Source organism: Olivibacter jilunii (assembly GCF_900607235.1).
GTDB lineage: Bacteria > Bacteroidota > Bacteroidia > Sphingobacteriales > Sphingobacteriaceae > Olivibacter > Olivibacter oleidegradans.
In genome coordinates, this window is the sequence record NZ_LR027856.1 from 161,426 (window position 1) to 180,201 (window position 18,776).

The 18,776-nt window shown below is 41.9% G+C and carries 12 protein-coding genes; 9 read left to right on the forward strand and 3 right to left on the reverse strand.

What is annotated here, in order from left to right:
* The first annotated feature begins 6 nt into the window (after window positions 1-6).
* Entirely contained in the window at window positions 7-1,635 is a 1,629-nt protein-coding gene (locus E0E36_RS23505) for a carboxylesterase/lipase family protein (protein ID WP_130857990.1), read from the forward strand.
* Between the two features lie 60 nt (window positions 1,636-1,695).
* Here E0E36_RS23505 and E0E36_RS23510 read toward each other — a convergent pair whose 3' ends face one another.
* From E0E36_RS23510 to E0E36_RS23520, 3 genes are all read right to left on the reverse strand, one after another.
* Window positions 1,696-2,253, reverse strand: coding sequence for an NADPH-dependent FMN reductase (locus tag E0E36_RS23510; protein ID WP_130857991.1), 558 nt, complete (start codon window positions 2,251-2,253; stop codon window positions 1,696-1,698).
* Between the two features lie 2 nt (window positions 2,254-2,255).
* Window positions 2,256-2,768 (reverse strand): DUF2480 family protein, encoded by a 513-nt coding sequence (locus E0E36_RS23515; protein WP_013663516.1) that lies wholly within the window; start codon window positions 2,766-2,768, stop codon window positions 2,256-2,258.
* Window positions 2,769-3,214: 446 nt separating this feature from the next.
* Complete coding sequence (locus tag E0E36_RS23520; RefSeq protein ID WP_130857992.1) at window positions 3,215-4,234, reverse strand: LacI family DNA-binding transcriptional regulator; 1,020 nt, start codon at window positions 4,232-4,234, stop codon at window positions 3,215-3,217.
* A gap of 332 nt (window positions 4,235-4,566) precedes the next feature.
* Here E0E36_RS23520 and E0E36_RS23525 point away from each other — a divergent pair, with 332 nt between their 5' ends.
* The 8 genes from E0E36_RS23525 (at window position 4,567) to E0E36_RS23560 (ending at window position 18,756) form a co-directional block, all read left to right on the forward strand.
* A complete protein-coding gene (locus tag E0E36_RS23525; protein WP_130857993.1) occupies window positions 4,567-5,451 on the forward strand; it encodes an inositol oxygenase family protein in 885 nt (294 codons plus the stop codon).
* A gap of 206 nt (window positions 5,452-5,657) precedes the next feature.
* Entirely contained in the window at window positions 5,658-7,349 is a 1,692-nt protein-coding gene (locus E0E36_RS23530) for a sodium:solute symporter family transporter (protein ID WP_013663513.1), read from the forward strand.
* Window positions 7,350-7,490: 141 nt separating this feature from the next.
* A complete protein-coding gene (locus E0E36_RS23535; protein ID WP_013663512.1) occupies window positions 7,491-8,015 on the forward strand; it encodes an RNA polymerase sigma factor in 525 nt (174 codons plus the stop codon).
* Window positions 8,016-8,104: 89 nt separating this feature from the next.
* Window positions 8,105-9,142, forward strand: coding sequence for a FecR family protein (locus E0E36_RS23540; RefSeq protein ID WP_130857994.1), 1,038 nt, complete (start codon window positions 8,105-8,107; stop codon window positions 9,140-9,142).
* A 33-nt stretch (window positions 9,143-9,175) separates the two neighbouring features.
* Entirely contained in the window at window positions 9,176-12,142 is a 2,967-nt protein-coding gene (locus tag E0E36_RS23545) for a SusC/RagA family TonB-linked outer membrane protein (RefSeq protein ID WP_130857995.1), read from the forward strand.
* A 75-nt stretch (window positions 12,143-12,217) separates the two neighbouring features.
* A complete protein-coding gene (locus E0E36_RS23550) occupies window positions 12,218-13,810 on the forward strand; it encodes a RagB/SusD family nutrient uptake outer membrane protein (RefSeq protein ID WP_242627381.1) in 1,593 nt (530 codons plus the stop codon).
* Between the two features lie 262 nt (window positions 13,811-14,072).
* Window positions 14,073-17,240, forward strand: a complete 3,168-nt coding sequence (locus E0E36_RS23555) for a SusC/RagA family TonB-linked outer membrane protein (protein WP_130857996.1) — start codon at window positions 14,073-14,075, stop codon at window positions 17,238-17,240.
* A 28-nt stretch (window positions 17,241-17,268) separates the two neighbouring features.
* Window positions 17,269-18,756, forward strand: coding sequence for a SusD/RagB family nutrient-binding outer membrane lipoprotein (locus E0E36_RS23560; protein WP_130857997.1), 1,488 nt, complete (start codon window positions 17,269-17,271; stop codon window positions 18,754-18,756).
* The last annotated feature ends 20 nt before the right edge of the window (window positions 18,757-18,776 follow it).

The window sequence follows — 18,776 nt, forward strand, 5'->3', positions numbered from 1 at the left end:
ATTGCCATGAAGCTTTTAGCATTTACTTTTATGTTAATTTTCAGTATCGCCGGTGTGCTTGTCGAAGATAGATTGAATGCACAAGAGTTGCAAGTCAGCACTAGAGACGGTGTGTTGGAAGGCGTTAATGAGTCGGGAGTTTATGTTTTCAAAGGGATTCCTTTTGCAGCCCCTCCCATAGGTCCTTTACGTTGGCGTGAACCACAGCCCGTGAAAAAATGGCAAGGTGTAAGGAAAGCCGATAAATTCGGCCCACGTGCCATGCAACGCCCAATATTCGGTGACATGAATTTCCGATCAAATGGCATGAGTGAGGACTGTCTTTACTTAAATGTATGGACGCCTACGAAAACTTTTCAGGAGAAACTGCCGGTATTGGTATATTTCTATGGCGGCGGATTGATGGCAGGCGATGGTTCAGAACCGCGGTATGACGGGGAAAGCATGGCTCGGCAAGGTATTGTGGCAGTCACTGTTAATTATCGTTTAAATATATTCGGGTTCTTTTCCCATCCTGAGCTAAGTAAAGAGTCTCCTTTTAAGGCTTCAGGAAATTACGGTTTACTGGACCAATATGCGGCCTTAAAATGGGTACAAGCGAATATAGCTGCTTTTGGCGGCGATCCGAATAAGGTAACGATCGCGGGTGAGTCCGCAGGGTCTTTTTCAGTCAGTGCTCAAATGGCTTCACCTTTATCAAAAGGGCTCTTTCGAGCAGCAATCGGTGAAAGCGGTTCGCTGCTTGGCAACCGACCTTTACCTACTCTAGCTGAATCTGAAAAGAAAGGTATAGCCTTTGCATCAGCAATAGGCGCTCCGTCATTAGAGGCTTTACGAGCACTTTCGGTGGATAAGCTATTAGAAGCGACTGCTCGTCCGGATGCAAATTTTGGTGTGAACATCGATGGTTATTTATTCCAAAAAAATCCGGCGGATGTTTTCAAGGACGGAGAACAGGCTAAGGTGCCTCTATTAGTGGGATGGAATTCGGAAGAAATGAACTATCGGGCCTTGCTAGGGAGTTTGCAGCCAACTAGGGAGAACTTCACAAAAGTTGTTAGAGAGCGATTCGGAGAAGATGCCGAAGCCTTGCTTGCTGTTTATAAGATAGATACGGATGAGGATGTAGAGCGGGTAGCAACTGATTTTGCGGGCGATCAATTTATTGCCTACGGCACTTGGCGTTGGTCAGATTTACACAGCCAAACAGGAGAAAACCCGGTATATCGCTATCTTTATGCAAGACCCAGGCCGGCAATGCGCGCGGAAATGGGCGACGCGGTAGCTGGTTTGGCCGGCGGGGTGATAAAAGGGGGAGAGGCAAAAAAACAGCGGATACCACTGTCAAAAGGAGCGGTGCATTCTGCTGAAATAGAATACGCACTAGGCAATTTGCCAACCAATAGGGTTTACGACTGGCAAGCCGACGATTATAAAGTATCAGCGGTATTGCAGGCTTATTTTGCTAATTTTATTAAATCCGGCGATCCAAATGGTTTAGGGGTGCCTGCCTGGCCGGCTATCCAGCAGGGCAACGCTGCAACCATTATGCACGTCGATACGTTTTCCGAAGCGATAAAAGAAAAACACCGAGATCGTTACTTACTGTTGGAAAAATTGGCTACTATGAAATAGTATTTTAACGAGTTTATGCGAGATCCACTAACGTATTTGCATGTCGTGATCTCCCGCCACTTACGGGCGGGCAGAAATACTATGTGACGATTCCAATAATAAGCGGCTCATCAGATTAAATTTTTCTTTATATAGCGGGTGTAAGTTTCCATCAGTATGGAAAAGATCGTTTCGTACAACGGGGATCGTATAGGGCAGTGTCCAAGCGCGAAGCGACTTGGCAACTGCATCCATCGCATTAATACCCTGCATGGCGTGGCCACCGCTAGCCCAGCATACCAGTCCGACTGTTTTGTTGGTGAGATATGGTGGATTTGCTTTACTGCTTATTTCCAGCCAATCCAAGCAATTTTTCATAATACCGGTCATACCGCCATGATATAAAGGAGTCAGCCAGATATGGGCATCGGCCTCCGTGAAAATACCTGTCATGATTTTCACCGATTGTGGTATGTTGACAAGACTGAGATCAAAAAAAGGAATGCCGGCATCAGCAAGATTAAATTCCGTGACCACAGCTCCTGCATCCGTTAGCCGGTTGTGAAAGTAATTACTGATGGTTTTGGAAGTACCCGTGTTCCGTTTTTCCAGGGCTCCGTTAAATATTAACACATTCATGTTTAATCAATTTGTTTGAATACAACTTTGGGCATGCCGATTTCACCATACATTAAAGCTTTAACACGGTAAGTAAGCAAAATGTTGGTGGCACCAATATAAATAGCTTCCGGAATTTGGGGATTGGCTTTTAAAACTACTTTTTGACCCCTGAGATATTCAAAATCATTCTTCTTTATTTCTTCTATCCATAAATCCATCAGGTACTCACGTTGATGTTTGCAGGAAATGAGATCGGTGAAACTGCTCAGCTTAGCGGCTATATACATGTAAACCCATTGTGGGATAATTGCGTCAATAGCACAGAACAGAGATACCGCTGTACCCTTATAAACCGACCAGTCAACACGTTCCATGTTTTCCTTAAACTCTTTTTCTTTAAGAATTAAGCCTTTATAAAGGTAAGGAGCTAGATCAAAATCTTTGAATTTGACGGTCGGTTTATAGTCCATTAAATTCATTGATTTAATATCCAATGTTTGTATTTTATTGGCTACATTCTCTATGCTGTTCATAAATCTTACAATTATTTCATATTGGCATACATGATTTGCAACGTAACCCAATAAAAGTAAAAAGCATTATTTTCTATCGTCTTCATGGCGTACCAGTTTATTTGAGAACACCCTCTTTAATAAGGGTATTTACCGCAAAGTTAAGTTCTCAAAGCAATAAACAAAGTGATTTCTTTGTTTATTGCTTTGGGATGACGTAGCTATCACTGCTCTATTAACCGTTACAAGAAAGATCAAATAACTTTAGATTACGCCTAAGTGGTTCGTTACGGTTTTAAAAAATCAGCGCATCCGATGGGCAGATACGCTGAGCTAACCAATTATAAAACCTAATATATATGAGAAGAGAAGACAAATTGAATACGGAACAAATATATAAAAAGTCTACTAAAATAGTATACTTTTTTTTAAAAAAAATTATCCCTCCTGTGAATGCTGAATTCCAGCTACAAAAACAACTTGGAAGAAGTTCGGATTTCCAAGATAGAAGGTAGCACTATTTTGGACTCGTCCTGATCGATAGGCTTTCCTTTTAATGCCTTCAATAGCAATTCCGCAGCTACTTTTCCCATTTCAAAAGCGGGTTGAGTAATGGTCGTGATGGCCGGATTAAGGATGCTTGCATGCATCAAATTAGAAAAGGCGGCTACTTTTATATCGTTGGGAATAACTAGGTTGCGTTCAGCGCAGGCCAAATAAGTAGGGAGAATGAGTTTTTCAACAGAGGCAATAATAGCGTCAGGACGACTCTCTGCCTGTAGCAGTTGATGGATGGCTTTTCGGTTTTCCTCATCTTGATTTGTACATATTAAGAGATTTTTGTCTTGTAGACTAAGGGCGTATTGATGAAGCGCGCTTTTATAGCCATTCATGCGTTGCGTGCTAATATTCAGTGACTCAGAGAAAAGAAGAAAGGCGATGTTTTTACAATCCTGTTCTATTAAATGTGCTGTTAATTTATAACTTGCTTCAAAATCATTCGTGATAATTTGTCCATCACCAACGCCCTCTAAAACACGGTCAAAAAATACTACGGGAATGCCCGCTTGTTTGAGTTTGTTTACAGCGGTCACATCCTGACTTTGACTCGTTACTGAAATAAGAATACCATCGACACGCCCGTTTAAAAGCTCTTTTAAAATGAGATTTTCTTTTTCAACTTGTTCGTGGGTTAAATAAACCAGTACATGAAAGCCTTCCTTTTGGGCTACTGTCTCTACACCATTAATAGCTTGTGCGAAATAACTATCGGCCACTTCGGGGATAACAACAGCAATAGTTTTACTTTTTTTGCCCCGTAAGCTACTGGCGTGGGCATTCGGAATATAATTCCACTCGCGAGCTAGTTTTAAAACCCGTTGTTTTGTTTCCTCACTGATGTCATAGCTATCGCGAAGTGCTTTAGAAACCGTTGCAGTTGATAATTTCAGTTCCCTTGCCAGTTCCTTCATCCCGATGGTTGCCATATCTATGCTTTATATAATTGGTTTTACGTAAACGATTAAGTAAATATATCTAATCAAAAGCGATTTATCCTAAAGGAAATATTGCAAATTTGGGTAAACGATGCGTCGTTGAGTAGTTTAATAGCAAAATAGTTGAGATATAAAGTTGCTCTTTGGTAAGGACTTTGCTTAATATCAACGACAATGGCTAATAGTCAATAACCAACAACGAATAACCAATAACAAGCAACTAACGAACAACTAATAACTAATAACGAATAACCAATAACCAATAACCAATAACAAGCAACTAATAACGAGTAACCAATAACAAACAGCTAACAACTAATATTATGAACAATCAAACGAATTCAATGGTTAATCATAACCCACTTACAGATTTAGAACATTGGGAGGATGATCTGCTGCGTCGTTACCCCGATCCCGACACGATCGCTACAGCAAAGACAAAAGAGGAATATCGAAATTACGAAGAACCGGCTCGCGATAGTGTGAAAGAATTTTATCGGTTAAATCATACGTATCAAACTTTTGAGTTTGTTGAAAACAAAAAGAAGGAATTCTTGCAATTCAACAAAAAGGAGATGCCGATATGGGAAGCCTTTGATTTCTTAAATCAATTGGTAGACGATTCAGATCCCGATACCGATTTGGATCAGTTTCAACATCTGTTGCAGACTTCGGAAGCGATTCGAGCAGATGGCCATCCCGATTGGATGGTGCTAACGGGGCTCTTTCACGATTTGGGAAAAGTACTCTGTCTATTCGGCGAGCCACAATGGGCTGTTGTCGGTGATACATTTCCGGTAGGTTGCGCTTTTTCGGATAAAATTGTCTATTCGGAGTTTTTTAAATATAACCCCGATTCTCAAAACGAGACGTTTAATACCAAATATGGTATTTACGAACCCAATTGTGGGTTAGATCAGGTGCAACTCTCCTGGGGACATGACGAATACATCTATCAGATGATGAAAGACTATTTGCCCGAAAGCGCTTTGTACATGTTACGTTATCATTCATTCTATGCACAGCATCGAGAGCATGCCTATGATCACTTGCTGAATAAACATGATCAGGAGATGTTCTATTGGGTTAACTTATTTAATCCGTACGATTTATATTCCAAAAGTCCGGTACCCCCTAATTGGAAGGAACTAAAACCCTATTATGAAGACCTGGTAGCCAAGTATTTGCCTCCAAAGCTGAAGTTATAAATTAGCTGTTGTGCGATAATTATGGCAGCGCCATCATTGTAATATCAATCCAATTTCTATATGTTTGTCTTTGACAATAGTGAAGAGACAAAAATGACCGTCCCTCATCCTATCCAATGCCCTCCTAAACAACGGGCATTGGATAGGATGAGGGAAAGAAATTGAACCTCTTAGAACTTATTCATCCAAATTATTTAACGCTATCCATGCCAAATCAACTCATTTTTTGGGATTATCTCGTATTTGCTTTCTACTTGGTAATAATTGTTTCATACGGATATTGGATTTATAAGAAAAAGAAGAAAAACGAAGCAAATAGTACCAAAAATTTCTTTTTGGCAGAAGGATCACTTACATGGTGGGCCATTGGCGCATCGATCATTGCTTCCAATATTTCAGCCGAACAGTTTATAGGAATGAGTGGTGACGGTTTCTTTGCCGGTATTGCCGTAGCTATCTATGAATGGTTGGGGGCGGCCGTATTAATATTGGTAGCGATCTTTTTAATGCCTGTTTATATCAAGAACAGGATTTATACCATGCCCCAGTTTTTAACGATGCGCTACAATGAGCAAGTAGCGCTTATTATGTCGATTTTCTGGCTATTTCTTTATGTGTTTGTTAATCTAACTTCCATCCTGTACTTAGGTGCGCTAGCGATCAATGGACTGTTAGGCGGTGCTTATTTTCACGAAATTATGATGGTGTTAGCTTTGTTTGCCATTTTCATCACCTTAGGGGGCATGAAGGTGATCGGCTATACCGACGCGATACAGGTTGCCGTGCTAATAATAGGAGGCTTAGCAACCACCTATATGGCTTTAACCATTGTAAGCCAGAATTTCGGATTGGGAAAAAACGCCTTCGCTGGATTTAATGTCTTGCTGCAGCAGGCTCCGGATCATTTCCATTTAATGTTTAAAAAACCTACCGCCGGGGCCCCACAGGAGTATGTTGACAAATATTTAATCCTACCGGCATTTGGTATGTATGCAGCGGGTCAGTGGATCAGTAACTTAAACTATTGGGGTTGCAATCAGTATATTACGCAACGAGCCTTAGGGGCCGATCTAAAAACCGCGCGAACGGGGATCTTATTTGCCAGTTTGCTTAAAATTTTAATGCCGGTTATTGTTATGTTGCCTGGAATCATCGCTTATGTATTATACAAAAATGGCATGCTGCCTGCTATGGAAGGACAGAATAAAGATGCTGCCTATGCGTCTATATTGACATTTCTGCCTGCCGGGCTAAAGGGGCTGGCGGTGGCGGCCTTAACCGCTGCTATTGTAGCTTCATTGGCGGGAAAGGCTAATAGCATATCCACCATATTTACCATGGACGTATATAAGAAGTATTTGAATAAACGTGCTGACGAAGAGCGTATGGTGAGAACGGGTCGTATTGCTGTCGTTGTTGCGATGCTTTTAAGTATTGCGTTTACTTGGAATGATCTGTTAGGTATAAGTGGAGAGGGTGGCTATACTTTTGTGCAAAAATATTCAAGCTTTATCAGTCCCGGTGTGCTGGCCACCTTTTTGTTGGGTATGTTTTGGAAGCGTACCAGTGGCGCGGCCGCTGTAGTCGGTATATTAACCGGCTTTGCTGCTTCTATTTTCTTTAACCAATTGGCGGTACCCCTGCTAGGACCTGAAACATGGTTATATTCAGCTTTTAAAAACTCCGAAGGCGTGTATGAGATACCCTTTTTTATATGTTTAGGTTGGTCTTTCTTTACGACGGTACTTGTCATGATAGGTGTAAGTTTAGCCGGCCCGAAAATCAGTCCAAAAGCCTTTTCTCTTGACAAAGCGATGTTTAAGCTGGAGCCGTCTACTATTATTTTAAGTATTACTACTATTTTATTACTATCCGTCATTTACGCTAGATTTTGGTAAATATATACAGAGCTCGCTAAGCCGTTTTTATCATATACAATTTTTAAGAAGCACCACCAATTATAAACCGAACGATGCCTTTAATGAAAGCTTAACATATAATAAGGGTTGAGCTAAAAGTGGCATTTTAATTTTGAGGCCATGCAGTTAACGGAAGAGCTAAAGCAAGGCGACTGGACCGCCTTTAATGCTGTTTATAAGCAATACCATCAACAGCTTTATTTCTTCATTAAAAAAAAGACGAATTCGGACTTTCTGGCGGAGGAAGTCGTGCAGCTTACTTTTATTAAGCTCTGGCAATGCCGTACAGCTGTTAATGGTCATATAGATCTTTCGTTGCAGTTGTTTCATATGGCCCGTCAAGTTATGATCGATGAGCTACGCAAGGAAGCAACGCGCACTAAGCACGAAGGAGTTTGCGCCGCTACACCCTTTACCGATAACCTCGTCCAAGCAATAGAAGCTAAAGATTTAATCCGGCTTTTTGATAACCAGCTGTCCGATATGCCACAGATTCGTCGACTTATATTTAACCTAAGCCGAGAGAAAGGGTTGAGTCATAAAGAAATCGCCGAAATGATGGGCATTTCTATGAAAACCGTAGAAGGACATATTACAAAAGTATTGAACCGGTTAAAGCAATATATGTATACCCTGTTCCTTTGATTTACCTGAATTGAAATAGCTGTTCATACTAATGTTAAATAATTGTTAAGTATCAAGGGACTCCCTTCCGGCAAACGTATTGTTTGTATATGAAGGGAAAACAAGATATCAGACGATCTATATGGCGTTGGCCAACACGTTCGATAAAAAGATACTTTACCGAACGAGAATGGGAGACCTTCCGGTCACCGGAGGAACTTGGACAAGAGAAGTCAGATCAGCTATTTGCTTCTATATCCAACAGATTGCAAAAACATGATTCGTCTCGTGTCAATAAGCGCCTACAGGTGTATTGGCCGGGTATATATGCGGCCGCAGCTACTTTCTTGCTTTTGCTAACGGTGATTGTTCTTTGGCGATCCTATATATCGTCGACTACCGAAAAAAAACAGAAACCGCAGGTAGCATCGCTCAACACTGTACCGCAATGGAAAGTTTATAACAACACAACAGAAAAGGCGGTCCGTGTGCGCTTACCGGATTCTTCATGGATGGTATTATATGCACATAGTTCCGCAAAGCATTTAGAGAAATTTAATGACGGAGAAAGAGCGTTATTTCTAAGTGGTAAGGCCTTTTTTGAAGTCGCGAAAGATGAACAGAAACCTTTCCGTGTTTACGCAGGAGGATTGAAAACAACCGTACTGGGTACTTCATTTACCATTAACACGTTGGGCAAAGGAGAAAACACCTATGTGAAACTGCATACGGGCAAAATTCAAATAGAGCCTTTGCAATTATCAAAAAACTTTCGGAAGAAAATTTTATTACCCGGTCAACATTTCACCTTTAACCGCCTAAGACAACGAGAAATTCCGGTTACGCTTGTTTCTAAGCGGAATAAGGACAATGAAATGCGTTCTTTCGAGAAAAGCGGCTTTACGCTCCATTTCAATAAGATGCAATTGAATGAAGTGCTGCAAGTGTTGGCTGAAAATTATCAAGTGGAGATCGTACTTGAGCCGAAGCTTAAAATTGAACATATAAGCTATACCGGCGAAATTAATATGCAGCTCGAACCGATTGATAATGTGTTGGCAAATATTTGTTTGTTAAACGGACTAACACTAGAACCAAATCAGGGCAACAGATTTACTATCCATAAAGGGAAAACACAAATACCATAACCATATCAAACACTTAATTAAATTAATTTCAAAATGAATGTATTAAAGCAACTAAAAACAAGCATTTTGCTGATTACCTGTGTGCTTTGTCAGCATGTTTATGCGCGGCAGGGGCAACCCATGGTATCAGGTATCGTGCAGGACGTGCTGGGCCAACCGCTTATTGGGGTAAGCGTGAAGGCCATTAATCAAAGTAGTGGAAAGAGTTTTCAAGCGAGCACATCTGAGAAAGGACTATTTCAATTCATGCAGATGCCGCTTGGAGGTCCTTATGACTTTGTCTTTAGCTATATAGGCTATCAATCGGACACACTGCGGAATTATCAGCTGAGTGCAGGAAAACAGGTAACATTAAGTGTTAAACTGCAAGAAGAAGCAACAGGTTTAGGTGAGGTCGTTATTGTTGGGTATGGTACAAGTAGCAAGCGCGAAATTACCGGGTCAATTACCTCGGTAAGTAGCGAAGAGTTCAACGCCGGGGTTTTTAGTACGCCCGGGCAGTTATTACAAGGTAAAGTTGCGGGCTTAAACATAACCCGAAGCGGTAATCCAAATGAAAAACCCACGGTAATTCTTCGAGGCCCAACTACTTTGCGCGCAGGGTCGCAAGAGCCTTTTTATGTAATTGATGGGGTGCCGGGTGCTTCCATCGATTTGGTAGCGCCGGATGATATCGAAAGCATTGACGTATTGAAGGATGCGGCTTCCACAGCCATTTACGGCTCTCGGGCAGCTAATGGTGTAATTATGGTTACCACTAAGAAAGCTAAGGCGGGTGCTACCCGGCTTTCTTATAGTACCTATGTGGCAGCCGAGCAGATTTCCAACACCATTGACATGTTAAGTGGTGAAGATTTGCGTGCCTACCTTGGTGAAAATGGTAAAACGGCTGCCCAAGATGATGGGAGCAATACGGATTGGCAAGAAGAGGTAAGCCGCACAGGTATTTCCCATAATCACAATCTGTCGTTTAGTGGAAGTGGTCAAAACTCTTCTTATGGTGCCAGCGTAAATTACTTAAATAATCAAGGGGTTATTAAAGGCACTTCCATGGAACGATTTATTGTGCGAGGTTATATGGAACAACACGCTTTTAACGATCGCTTAAAGCTCAACTTAAATATTACCAATAGTAACACAGATAGTAAGTTGGTGCCCAATGAGGTATACAGCAATATGCTGACCTATTTGCCAACAGTTGCTGTAAAACAACCGGATGGCTCTTATACCGAAGACTTTTCAGTAACTCGCGGCTATCTGAATCCTGTTTCACTTATTGATAACAATGATATCCGTCAAAAAACAAAAGTGTTTTTGGCAAGCGGTGGTGCGAGAGTAACTATTCTCGAAGGATTCGATTTTACCACCAATGTGTCTTATCAAGATGAACGGATTGACAGTAATGTCTATTATAACCGATTTTCAGGATTAGCGCAGAATCTAAACGGACGCGTTATCCGAAATACCGTTAGTAATACAAAAAAAATCCTGGAGTCGTTCTTTAATTACAATCGTAGCTTCGGTGAGCATGGCGTAAAACTGTTAGCTGGTTATTCTTGGCAAGAGGATCGTTTAGGAGATGGTTTTCAAACTACTAACCAGGGATTTGTGACGGATGGTTTGTCTTATAACAACCCGGGTTTGGGCGATTCAAACGAAATACCGGTCGATTATGGTACCAAGCGAATTCAGACATTAAGACTCATTTCTTTTTACGGTAGGGCAAACTACCAATATAAAGGCCGGTATCTATTACAGGCCAGCTTAAGAAGAGATGGATCATCGGCCTTTGGCGAAAACAATAAATGGGGTTTGTTCCCAGCGGTATCCTTAGGGTGGTTAATTGATCAGGAGGCGTTTATGCAAGCATTACCGGTTATCAGTAGCCTGAAATTACGTGCCGGTTACGGCGTTTCCGGCAATTCACAAGGATTCAACGTGTTTACATCCAGATTCCTTTATGCAGGTACAGGGCGTTTTTATTATAACGGTCGCTTCGTTAATGCGATTGGACCTTTCCAAAATGAAAACCCCGATTTAAAGTGGGAACGAACAGCTACACTTAATATCGGGTTGGATTTTGGTTTGTTTAACAATAAACTTTCCGGTTCGGTGGATGTTTATGACAAGCGTACCTCCGATTTGCTATGGACTTATCCCGTATCAGCTACGCAATATTTTGTACCTGAATTGACAGCTAATGCCGGTGAAATGTCCAATAAAGGAATCGAGCTCGCTTTGCAGGCTACTCCGGTTAACCGAAATGGTTTTAGCTGGACAACAGCTATTAACCTGGCGCATAACCGCAATAAAATGACATCACTGAGCAATGATAATTTTGAATTGCCGCTGATACAAACCGCTTACTTAGGAGGTAGAGGACAATCGGGGAATGCTTCGCAGCGTGTACAAGAAGGTTATGCATTGGGTTCCATCTATACATGGCGTTATGCCGGAAAGAACGCCGAGGGTGTATCGCAGTTCTATGATAAAGATGGGAACTTAACAACTGCACCAACGTCAAACGACTTTTATTATATCGGTAAAGCGCAACCTAAACTGATTTATGGTTGGAACAATACCTTTAAGTATAAGAGTTTTGACTTAAATTTCTTTCTCCGCGGAGTTACCGGTAATAAAATTATCAATGCAACCCTAGCCGATATGAATGCGCCTAATAATGCTACGCAAACGAATATACCACAGTTTACCTTAGATGAGCAGGAGCCTATTAATGATAACAATGCCTATTTGCTGTCGGATCGTTTTGTTGAGAGCGGGAGTTATCTGCGTTTAGATAACGCGACCTTAGGTTATAACTTTAAGAAGGACAAAAGTATGATTCGAATATATGTGGGTGCTAATAACTTGTTTGTTATTACAAATTATCGAGGAATTGACCCTGAGATTAGCATGGGTGGGATAGAGCCGGGAATTGATAATCGCAATTATTACCCCAAAACTCGCTCCTTCATGTTGGGTTTAAACGTGAATTTTTAATGGAATTTAATGTTCAATAAAGTAGACAGCAATATGATAAATAATGATGGTTGTATTGCACTAAAGATATACAAGATGAAAAAAAGAATATTTTTAATCGCCATGTTTATTGGGATGATAGCTGCAAGCTGTACGAAGCTGGACGTACCTGTTGAGTCGGAGCTGACTCCTGATAATTTTCCAAATACACCGGAAGCTTTTGTGGCTGCAACAGGACCCATTTATACACAGCTGAGGTCTGGTTATGCTGTTAACTATTGGCGTATGCAGGAACTTTCTACCGATGAAGCTATTATCCCTGCAAGAGATGGGAATTATGATGATGGTGGGCAATATAGGATGCTGCATAAACATAATTGGAATCCGGACCATCCAACGATTAAAGCGGTTTGGGAATGGGGCTTTGGTGGTATCCAAACGTGTAATCGGCTGTTGGCACTGTTCGAAGATGCAGTAGAGAGTGATTCGAAGAGACAAACCCTAGCGGAGATTCGGACTATGCGAGCGCTTTTCTATTTTTTTATGATGGATTTATATGGAAATGTACCCATTTCGATTGCTTTCGGTTCATCCGAACAACCAGCTACTTCAAGTCGTTCAGAGGTCTTTAATTTTATCGAAACGGAGTTGTTGGCTGCGGTTCCTGATTTATCGGTCGAGACAGGTATGTTGACTTATGGTCGTCCAACTCGTTGGCTAGCCTATGTAATGCTGCAGAAACTTTACTTAAACGCCGAATATTATACGGGTACGCCGAAATATACAGAATCGGTGGCGTACGCTGATAAGCTCCTGACTGAATCAAATTTTTCACTTATGAGCGATTTTACAAGCTTGTTCATGCCGGATAATGGTCCAAACAGCGAGACCATCTTTGCAGTGCCTTATGATGCCAATGTGGCTCCGGGAAATCAATTCTCACGATTCGGATTGCATACAGCTCTACAAGACAAATACGATTTGCCCTTTAGACCGAGTATTGCCTTAAGCACTATCGCCGATTTCTATCGTTTGTTTAATCTAGCGGGCGACAAACGCAATGAGACTTGGCTGGCTGGAAAACAAGTAGATTTTGATGGTAATCCGATTTTGGTCAAAACAACCAATAAAGGCTTAGATGCAAGCTATAGCGGGCCGGACCCAGGGAAAGAAATTCAATGGCAATTGGAATTTACGCCCGAAATGCCTTTACGTTTGGAAGCTACGATGGACGTCGGCAATGATGAACTTGGCAAAGCCCGCGGTGTACGTTCAATAAAGTACTACCCCGATAAGAATACGCATCCCAGCAATCGTGATTCTAACAATGATGTGCCGGTATTTCGTTTGGCGGATGTTTATCTAATGAAAGCCGAGGCGATTCTCCGAGGTGCCGCGGCAACCACCGTGAAAGGTGAATCACAAACGGCAGATGTACTTGTAAATAAGATCCGTAGGCGTGTGGGCGCGGATGAAGTAATGGGTATTACTTTAGAAACTCTTCTAGACGAACGAGCAAGGGAGTTTGCTTGGGAAGCTTGGAGAAGGAATGATTTGATACGCTTTGGTAAATTTGAAGATGCTTGGGGATTTAATCCCGGAGGGCAAGCACCAACCTATCGCATTTATCCGGTGCCTACCAGCGAAATGAGATTGAATACGAAATTAATACAGAATCCTGGCTACTAGCCCGCTAAATCTGTCTTAAAACCGAGCCGTTCTGCAAAGAACGGCTTTTTTTATAAACAATTGTTAAGTAACGGCAAGTGCCGGTTTTTACTCTTTGTTTTTCGGTTTAATAACTTTAAATGGTTGTTTTTTAGTAGTTTGATTTGTTTTTAGCTGGTCTATGTTTGGAGTTAACCAAAATTTAATATTTAAATAGTTTACTAATAATATACAAAGTTTAATATTGTTGTGTTTAAAAACACCTAATGTTAAAAGTTTGTTTATGTTAGTTCAACCTTCATCTCATTTACGGCAGAAATCAATACTATTACTCCTGTTGACGGTTCTTTATGGCTATTCCTTCGGGCAATCTCCCGTAGTCAGCGGAAAAGTAACCGATTCGCTGACCGGCGAAACCATTCCCGGCGCGACCGTTCGTAACATGAGCACCGGAAAAATGGTGTCAACCGATCAAAATGGAAATTTTAATGTTTCGGCAAATTCAGCTGACTCGCTACAGATTGCCTTTATTGGCTATTTGACCAAGCGTATGATTGTCGATACAAAAAAAGAACTTATTATTGCCCTCGCACCTAATCAACAGGGTCTAAATGAAGTAGTCGTTACCGCACTAGGTATTAAAAAGGAAAAGCAGGCGGTTGGTTATTCTATTCAGGAAGTAAAAGGGCAGGATTTAGTAAAAGCGCGTGAGCCGAGTGCTATTTCCAATTTGGCAGGTCGGGTTGCCAGTCTCACGATCACACCAAGCACCAATCTCTTCGGTGACCCCGGTATTACTTTACGAGGGCGTAATAATGTGTTAATTGTAGTTGATGGTATGCCCATTAATACAGATTCCTGGAATTTAAGTCCTGATGATATTGAGTCGTATTCTGTATTGAAAGGCGCTAATGCTGCCGCTCTATATGGTAACAGAGGGCAAAATGGTGCGATTGTCATTACTACAAAACGTGCCAAGGCTCGAGACAAAGGCTTTCAAGTCGAATTTAATTCGAGTACCCAATTACAGACCGGTTATAATGCGATACCAAAAATTCAAACAGCGTACGGTCCCGGTTCCAATTATGAATATGCTTTTAAAGACGGTAGAGGGGGCGGGATTAATGATAATGATTACAATATTTGGGGGCCGCGTTTCGAGGGGCAACTGATTACACAGTATAACAGTCCGCTTGACCCGCAAACCGGCGAACTGGTGCCATTGCCTTGGACGGCAAAAGGAAAAGACAATTTAAAGGAGTTTCTGGAAAATGGTTTATTAAGTACAAATAACCTGGCTATTTCCACTAAAGGAGATCGGGGAGATTTCCGATTGTCGGCATCCCAGATGTTTCAGAAAGGCACGACACCTAACACAAAATTAGGAGGAACCAACGTAAATCTCTCTGGCGGTATTAATGCCGGCAGTAAGCTTCGCTTTGATGCGAGTATCAATTATAATAAACAATATTCACCCAACTATCCGAATTTAGCTTATGGTCCGCAAAGTCCCATTTATATATTAACGCTTTGGGGAGGCGCGGATTACGATATTAATGATCTCCGAAATTATTGGCAACCGGGCAAAGAGAATGTACAACAATATAATCGAGAGTATACGATTTACGATAACCCTTGGATGACAGCTTATGAAAACCTGCGAACTTATGATAAAGATGATATTTATGGACATATCATGATGAACTATAAGTTAACGGAGAAGCTGTCTTTCAATGCTCGTACGAGTGTTAGTACTTGGAACCGGAATCGCACAATTAAAATCCCGATATCAGCCAACTTATATGGCTACACTATTGGTGGAAGTAGAGTGGGGGGCTATCAGGAAACGTATGATACCTTTTGGGAAAACAATACGGAAGCGTCCTTAAAGTATCAAGACCGGTTTTTTGAAGATGTTGGTTTCACGGGATCCATTTTCGGGAACTTGCGAACCGTGAGCGCTAAATCGCTGTTTGCACGGACTGACCGTGGGTTAACAGTACCGGGAGTGTACGACTTGAGTAATTCGGTTATGCCTACCATTGCCACTAACGATAGGGCTTCCAGACAGGTTGGAAGTGTATATGGTTTTATTGATCTCGACTACAAGAGTTTATTGTATTTAAGTTTGACCGGGCGTGTTGACAAATCATCCACTATGCCCCTAAAAAACAACACCTACTTTTATCCATCGGCGTCTCTTAGTGCTATTATCTCCGAAATGATTAGCATGCCCAAAGCGATAACATCCTTGAAAGTGCGCGGTGCTTACGCAGACGTTGCCAGTGATTTTGTAGACGAAGATGCCCAGTACGATATCTACAAGTTGTTACCCTTTTATAGTAATTATGGGAGATGGGAAAATACCTATACCGGCGTTAATTATACCGGTGTATTGCCTAATCCTGATTTGTTGGCGGAACGTGTGAAGACATTTGAGCTAGGGCTTGAGGCTAGATTTTTTAATGGACGACTAGGCGTAGATGCAGCTGTTTTTAGAAATTTAGAAGGGCCGCGGATTACTGAGCTTGCTACATCCCTAACATCGGGTGTCAGTGCTCGACAGACAAATGGTTTAACGCTCTTACGCAAGGGGCTGGAGTTAAGTGTAGATGGTACGCCCATTGCCCGTGATAATTTCTCGTGGAATGTGCTTGTCAATGCCTCGACGAATCATGCCTGGTTACATGAAATTGACGGCGTGCAAAATCGTTATGGAAATATCCATGTCGGCGAACGATGGGACAGTTATTATATAAAAGATTTCCAACGGGATGATGAAGGGAAGCTTATTGTAGGGACAAACGGTCTACCTGCCTATAATCCTTATATGACGAAAATAGGACACAGCGATAATAACTGGGCTGTCAGTGTTAACAACACCTTCAAGTATAAGGCCTTTAGCTTAAGTTTTATGTTCGATGGCCGATTTGGTGGTTTGATAAAGAATGTACAAGACGCCAAACAGTGGGGATCGGGCACTCATCCGGAATCTGCCAATGAGTACCGTTTAAAGGACTGGCAAAATCGAGATGTGGACGGGTATAAAGGTAGTGTTATGACGGACGGCGTAAAAATCGTCAGCGGTCAATTGAATGCCGATCAAGATGGGAATGTAATTTCTGACACACGTGTTTTCGCTCCAAATGATATTCCGGTATTATGGCAAGCGTGGGCGACCAATTATTATCAATCCGATCCCATTGCAACGAAGAAAAGAACCTTTGTAAAGTTGCGAGAGATTGTGTTGAGCTATGACTTCCCGTCATCCTTTCTCAAACGGACCAAGTTCTTTGATACGGCAAGTGTCTCTTTAGTCGGGCGCAATCTGTTCTATTTTACAGGCAAAGGGACGCAAAATATGGATCTGGATCAGTTTACAGGTTCTAGTTCTGATTACCAGACGCCATCTGTCAAGAGTTTTGGCATCAACCTCAATGCAACTTTCTAATACTTCCATGGACCCGAAAAATATACTAATGAAAACCTTCCAATCAATAACGCTCATTTTGCTGCTAGCTTGCATGGTGAGTGCCTGTAAAAAAATTGAAGATCTACAAAAAGATCCGGCCGCCGTTTATGACCCCGCGCCTAAACTTATTTTCACCGGATTATTGATGCGTGCTTCCGATGCGCCTTGGAGCCAAGATCAGCGTCACAATCAATACATGACGCAGAATGAGGCCTATTATGCCGGACAGCCTTATAATTGGACTACCGGATCCTATGAGGAGGCATATGGCGCACTCCGCGACGTAAATCGCATGGAAGTGGAGGCGCAAAAGGCCGGTGAACTCGGTGCTGTTTATCTCAGTATGGCTAAATTTTTCAAAGCCTATTTTTTTTGCCGGGCAACGGCCATGTTTGGTGATATACCGATGTCAGAAGCTATTAAAGGAGAGGCTGACAACAACTTTCAGCCCAAATATGATACACAGCAAGCGGTATATGCACAAGTGTTGAACTGGCTAGAGGAGGCTAATACCGAGCTTGAGGCGCACGCGGCGCAGGGCGCTTCGTTAGAAGGCGACTTTTTTTATGACGGGCAAATTGATAAGTGGCGCAAGTTGGTGAATTCGTTTAAATTGAGGGTATTGATGGATTTGAGTAAGCGTGCGGATGATACGCCTGACTTACGTGTAAAAGAACGTTTTGCCGAGCTATTGGCCAATCCATCACAATTTCCGCTTATATTATCCAATCAGGATAATTTTCAGTTACTATACAACACCATCAACATGTATCCTTTATGGCCTTCAGATGGTATCGTCATTAAGCGAGATGCACGTAATACGTTAGGCGCTACATATGTAGATATTCTAAAGGAAAGCAGAGATCCGCGCTTACTAATTCAGGCGCTTCCGGCAGAAGGGCTCCGTGCTGATCCCGATAATCCTTTTACCGCTTTTCAGGGAGGAAAAACCGGTGATCTACAAAGCACACTCTTGAAGCAGGCTACCGAGGGCCAACTTTCGATGATCAATTTTGATTATTGGATAGCTTCCCCTTCCGGTATTCCGGCCATACAGCTCGGAGCCTCAGAAGTTCAATTTGCTTTGGCCGAAGGTGTTAATCGTGGATGGGCGGCAGGCAACGCTGCGGAACATTTTGAATTAGGTATCGAAGAGTCCATGAAATTCTATGGTGTGCCTGCTGATCAAATCAGTACATTCTTAGCGGGCAATCCCTATAAGGGAAATAATGAAGATGGTCTTCGGCAAATTTTAACACAAAAATATGTAGCCTTCTTCGAAAACTCCGGAAAACAGGCCTTCTTTGAACAGAGACGCACAGGAGTTCCAACATTCAGTGTTGGGCCTGCAAACGCAAATAACAATGAAATACCAAAAAGATGGGCTTATCCCACTGCGGAATATAGTACTAACGAAGCGAATTTAAAAGAAGCGCTTCAACGACAATTCAAGGGTTCTGATACCCAGAATGATATCATGTGGTTGATTAAATAGTAAGCAAATTCATTATCTCT

Coding starts and splice junctions, on each gene's coding strand:
- E0E36_RS23505 (WP_130857990.1), top strand. CDS start 7: ATGAAGCTTTTAGCATTTACTTTTATGTTAATTTTCAGTATCGCCGGT.
- E0E36_RS23510 (WP_130857991.1), bottom strand. CDS start 2,253: ATGAATGTGTTAATATTTAACGGAGCCCTGGAAAAACGGAACACGGGT.
- E0E36_RS23515 (WP_013663516.1), bottom strand. CDS start 2,768: ATGAACAGCATAGAGAATGTAGCCAATAAAATACAAACATTGGATATT.
- E0E36_RS23520 (WP_130857992.1), bottom strand. CDS start 4,234: ATGGCAACCATCGGGATGAAGGAACTGGCAAGGGAACTGAAATTATCA.
- E0E36_RS23525 (WP_130857993.1), top strand. CDS start 4,567: ATGAACAATCAAACGAATTCAATGGTTAATCATAACCCACTTACAGAT.
- E0E36_RS23530 (WP_013663513.1), top strand. CDS start 5,658: ATGCCAAATCAACTCATTTTTTGGGATTATCTCGTATTTGCTTTCTAC.
- E0E36_RS23535 (WP_013663512.1), top strand. CDS start 7,491: ATGCAGTTAACGGAAGAGCTAAAGCAAGGCGACTGGACCGCCTTTAAT.
- E0E36_RS23540 (WP_130857994.1), top strand. CDS start 8,105: ATGAAGGGAAAACAAGATATCAGACGATCTATATGGCGTTGGCCAACA.
- E0E36_RS23545 (WP_130857995.1), top strand. CDS start 9,176: ATGAATGTATTAAAGCAACTAAAAACAAGCATTTTGCTGATTACCTGT.
- E0E36_RS23550 (WP_242627381.1), top strand. CDS start 12,218: ATGAAAAAAAGAATATTTTTAATCGCCATGTTTATTGGGATGATAGCT.
- E0E36_RS23555 (WP_130857996.1), top strand. CDS start 14,073: ATGTTAGTTCAACCTTCATCTCATTTACGGCAGAAATCAATACTATTA.
- E0E36_RS23560 (WP_130857997.1), top strand. CDS start 17,269: ATGAAAACCTTCCAATCAATAACGCTCATTTTGCTGCTAGCTTGCATG.